Here is a 5,020-nt window from a genome sequence, read left to right on the forward strand (position 1 = left end):
TTGCTAAGCGACTACCATATCTCACAGGGGGCAACCCCCAACTACTTCCGGCGTTCTAGGGCTTAACTGCTGTGTTCGGCATGGGTACAGGTGTATCTCCTAGGCTATCGTCACTTAACTATTGAGTATCTAATCTACTCAAAATTGAATAACTAATCATCTCTAACAATACCTTTTGAACGCTGCGCTCAATGAAAATTGGATAAGTCCTCGAGCTATTAGTATTAGTCCGCTCCATGTGTCACCACACTTCCACTCCTAACCTATCAACCTGATCTTCTCTCAGGGCTCTTACTAACTTGCGTTATGGGAAATCTCATCTTGAGGTGGGTTTCACACTTAGATGCTTTCAGCGTTTATCCCTTCCCTACATAGCTACCCAGCGATGCCTTTGGCAAGACAACTGGTACACCAGCGGTAAGTCCACTCTGGTCCTCTCGTACTAGGAGCAGATCCTCTCAAATTTCCTACGCCCGCGACGGATAGGGACCGAACTGTCTCACGACGTTCTGAACCCAGCTCGCGTGCCGCTTTAATGGGCGAACAGCCCAACCCTTGGGACCGACTACAGCCCCAGGATGCGACGAGCCGACATCGAGGTGCCAAACCTCCCCGTCGATGTGAACTCTTGGGGGAGATAAGCCTGTTATCCCCAGGGTAGCTTTTATCCGTTGAGCGATGGCCCTTCCATGCGGAACCACCGGATCACTAAGCCCGACTTTCGTCCCTGCTCGAGTTGTAGCTCTCGCAGTCAAGCTCCCTTATACCTTTACACTCTGCGACTGATTTCCAACCAGTCTGAGGGAACCTTTGGGCGCCTCCGTTACCTTTTAGGAGGCGACCGCCCCAGTCAAACTGCCCGTCAGACACTGTCTCCGATAGGGATCACCTATCCGGGTTAGAGTGGCCATAACACAAGGGTAGTATCCCAACAGCGCCTCCATCGAAACTGGCGTCCCGATCTCATAGGCTCCTACCTATCCTGTACATGTGGCACAGACACTCAATATCAAACTGCAGTAAAGCTCCATGGGGTCTTTCCGTCCTGTCGCGGGTAACCTGCATCTTCACAGGTACTAAAATTTCACCGAGTCTCTCGTTGAGACAGTGCCCAAATCATTACGCCTTTCGTGCGGGTCGGAACTTACCCGACAAGGAATTTCGCTACCTTAGGACCGTTATAGTTACGGCCGCCGTTTACTGGGGCTTCAATTCATACCTTCGCGTTACCGCTAAGCACTCCTCTTAACCTTCCAGCACCGGGCAGGCGTCACCCCCTATACATCATCTTACGATTTAGCAGAGAGCTGTGTTTTTGATAAACAGTTGCTTGGGCCTATTCACTGCGGCTGACCAAAGTCAGCACCCCTTCTCCCGAAGTTACGGGGTCATTTTGCCGAGTTCCTTAACGAGAGTTCTCTCGCTCACCTGAGGCTACTCGCCTCGACTACCTGTGTCGGTTTGCGGTACGGGTAGAGTATGATACATCGCTAGAAGCTTTTCTTGGCAGTGTGACATCACTAACTTCGCTACTAAACTTCGCTCCCCATCACAGCTCAACGTTATAGGTATAAGCATTTGACTCATACCACGCCTCACTGCTTAGACAGACTCTTCCAGTCGTCTGCTTTAGTTAGCCTACTGCGTCCCTCCATCACTTCATACTCTAGTACAGGAATATCAACCTGTTGGCCATCGGATACACCCTTCGGTCTCTCCTTAGGTCCCGACTAACCCAGGGCGGACGAGCCTTCCCCTGGAAACCTTAGTCTTACGGTGGACAGGATTCTCACCTGTCTTTCGCTACTCATACCGGCATTCTCACTTCTATGCGTTCCAGCGCTCCTCACGGTACACCTTCTCCACACATAGAACGCTCTCCTACCATCCCCTAAGGGATCCACAGCTTCGGTAAATTGTTTTAGCCCCGGTACATTTTCGGCGCAGGGTCACTCGACTAGTGAGCTATTACGCACTCTTTGAATGAATAGCTGCTTCTAAGCTAACATCCTAGTTGTCTGTGCAACCCCACATCCTTTTCCACTTAACAATTATTTTGGGACCTTAGCTGGTGGTCTGGGCTGTTTCCCTTTCGACTACGGATCTTAGCACTCGCAGTCTGACTGCCGACCATAATTCATTGGCATTCGGAGTTTATCTGAGATTGGTAATCCGGGATGGACCCCTCACCCAAACAGTGCTCTACCTCCAAGAATCTTGATGTCGACGCTAGCCCTAAAGCTATTTCGGAGAGAACCAGCTATCTCCAAGTTCGTTTGGAATTTCTCCGCTACCCACAAGTCATCCAAGCACTTTTCAACGTGCCCTGGTTCGGTCCTCCAGTGCGTTTTACCGCACCTTCAACCTGCTCATGGGTAGGTCACATGGTTTCGGGTCTACGTCATGATACTATTGCGCCCTATTCAGACTCGGTTTCCCTACGGCTCCGTCTCTTCAACTTAACCTCGCATCATAACGTAACTCGCCGGTTCATTCTACAAAAGGCACGCTCTCACCCATTAACGGGCTCGAACTTGTTGTAGGCACACGGTTTCAGGTTCTATTTCACTCCCCTCCCGGGGTGCTTTTCACCTTTCCCTCACGGTACTGGTTCACTATCGGTCACTAGGGAGTATTTAGGGTTGGGAGATGGTCCTCCCAGATTCCGACGGGATTTCTCGTGTCCCGCCGTACTCAGGATACTGCTAGGTACAGAATCTATTTAAAATACGAGGCTCTTACTCTCTTTGGCTGACTTTCCCAAGCCATTCTTCTATAAATTCTGAGTCCACATTGCAGTCCTACAACCCCGAAGAGTAAACTCTTCGGTTTGCCCTCCTGCCTCTTCGCTCGCCGCTACTAAGGCAATCGCTTTTGCTTTCTCTTCCTGCAGCTACTTAGATGTTTCAGTTCACTGCGTCTTCCTCCTCATTTCCTTAACAGAAATGGGTAACAGGCATCAACCTGTTGGGTTCCCCCATTCGGACATCCACGGATCGTCGCTTACTTACAGCTCCCCGAGGCATTTCGTCGTTTGTCACGTCCTTCTTCGGCTCCTAGTGCCAAGGCATCCACCGTGCGCCCTTACTAACTTAACCTTATTTTTGACCTTTCAGTCTTAAACTCATTAATATTCACAGCGTTTCGGTTTATTTCTTGTTACTATTTGATATAGTTATTCAATTTTCAATGGACTAGTTTGGAACTTCCGTTCCAATGGAGCCTAGCGGGATCGAACCGCTGACCTCCTGCGTGCAAAGCAGGCGCTCTCCCAGCTGAGCTAAGGCCCCACAAGACCTCTCAAAACTAAACAAGACTCCATCGTGCATTCCGTTTTTCCTTAGAAAGGAGGTGATCCAGCCGCACCTTCCGATACGGCTACCTTGTTACGACTTCACCCCAATCATCTATCCCACCTTAGGCGGCTGGCTCCTAAAAGGTTACCTCACCGACTTCGGGTGTTACAAACTCTCGTGGTGTGACGGGCGGTGTGTACAAGGCCCGGGAACGTATTCACCGCGGCGTGCTGATCCGCGATTACTAGCGATTCCGACTTCATGTAGGCGAGTTGCAGCCTACAATCCGAACTGAGACTGGCTTTAAGAGATTAGCTTGCCGTCACCGACTTGCGACTCGTTGTACCAGCCATTGTAGCACGTGTGTAGCCCAGGTCATAAGGGGCATGATGATTTGACGTCATCCCCACCTTCCTCCGGTTTATTACCGGCAGTCTCGCTAGAGTGCCCAACTGAATGATGGCAACTAACAATAAGGGTTGCGCTCGTTGCGGGACTTAACCCAACATCTCACGACACGAGCTGACGACAACCATGCACCACCTGTCACCGATGTACCGAAGTAAAACTCTATCTCTAGAGCGGGCATCGGGATGTCAAGACCTGGTAAGGTTCTTCGCGTTGCTTCGAATTAAACCACATGCTCCACCGCTTGTGCGGGCCCCCGTCAATTCCTTTGAGTTTCAACCTTGCGGTCGTACTCCCCAGGCGGAGTGCTTAATGCGTTAGCTGCGGCACTAAGCCCCGGAAAGGGCCTAACACCTAGCACTCATCGTTTACGGCGTGGACTACCAGGGTATCTAATCCTGTTCGCTCCCCACGCTTTCGAGCCTCAGCGTCAGTTACAGACCAGAGAGCCGCTTTCGCCACCGGTGTTCCTCCATATATCTACGCATTTCACCGCTACACATGGAATTCCACTCTCCCCTTCTGCACTCAAGTTAAACAGTTTCCAAAGCGTACTATGGTTAAGCCACAGCCTTTAACTTCAGACTTATCTAACCGCCTGCGCTCGCTTTACGCCCAATAAATCCGGACAACGCTCGGGACCTACGTATTACCGCGGCTGCTGGCACGTAGTTAGCCGTCCCTTTCTGGTAAGATACCGTCACAGTGTGAACTTTCCACTCTCACACCCGTTCTTCTCTTACAACAGAGCTTTACGATCCGAAAACCTTCTTCACTCACGCGGCGTTGCTCGGTCAGACTTTCGTCCATTGCCGAAGATTCCCTACTGCTGCCTCCCGTAGGAGTCTGGGCCGTGTCTCAGTCCCAGTGTGGCCGATCACCCTCTCAGGTCGGCTATGTATCGTCGCCTAGGTGAGCCGTTACCTCACCTACTAGCTAATACAACGCAGGTCCATCTGGTAGTGGTGCAATTGCACCTTTCAATCAATTATCATGCAATAATTAATATTATGCGGTATTAGCTATCGTTTCCAATAGTTATCCCCCGCTACCAGGCAGGTTACCTACGCGTTACTCACCCGTTCGCAACTCACAGTCTATGGTGTAGCAAGCTACGGTATAAACTGTGCGTTCTACTTGCATGTATTAGGCACGCCGCCAGCGTTCGTCCTGAGCCAGGATCAAACTCTCATTTAAGCGTTTGAGTCTTACTCATTTCTGTCCACTGACAGATTTATTTTTCGTTCTTTGACAGGTCACATATCTCTATGTCACCCTGCACTTGGTTCGTCTTGTTCAGTTTTCAAAGGTCTTTG

At 50.4% G+C, this 5,020-nt stretch carries 1 tRNA gene and 3 rRNA genes; all 4 read right to left on the reverse strand.

What is annotated here, in order from left to right:
- Positions 1 to 2: 2 nt before the first annotated feature.
- Positions 3 to 118 (reverse strand): 5S ribosomal RNA (gene rrf, locus HMPREF3108_RS04635).
- Positions 119 to 198: 80 nt separating this feature from the next.
- Positions 199 to 3,098, reverse strand: a 23S ribosomal RNA gene (locus HMPREF3108_RS04640).
- A 119-nt stretch (positions 3,099 to 3,217) separates the two neighbouring features.
- Positions 3,218 to 3,290, reverse strand: a tRNA-Ala gene (locus HMPREF3108_RS04645).
- A 54-nt stretch (positions 3,291 to 3,344) separates the two neighbouring features.
- Positions 3,345 to 4,901 (reverse strand): 16S ribosomal RNA (locus HMPREF3108_RS04650).
- Together the 16S, 23S and 5S rRNA genes with 1 tRNA gene alongside form the textbook arrangement of a ribosomal RNA operon.
- Positions 4,902 to 5,020 lie beyond the last annotated feature (119 nt).

Source organism: Streptococcus sp. HMSC10A01 (assembly GCF_001807785.1).
Taxonomy (GTDB): domain Bacteria; phylum Bacillota; class Bacilli; order Lactobacillales; family Streptococcaceae; genus Streptococcus; species Streptococcus gordonii.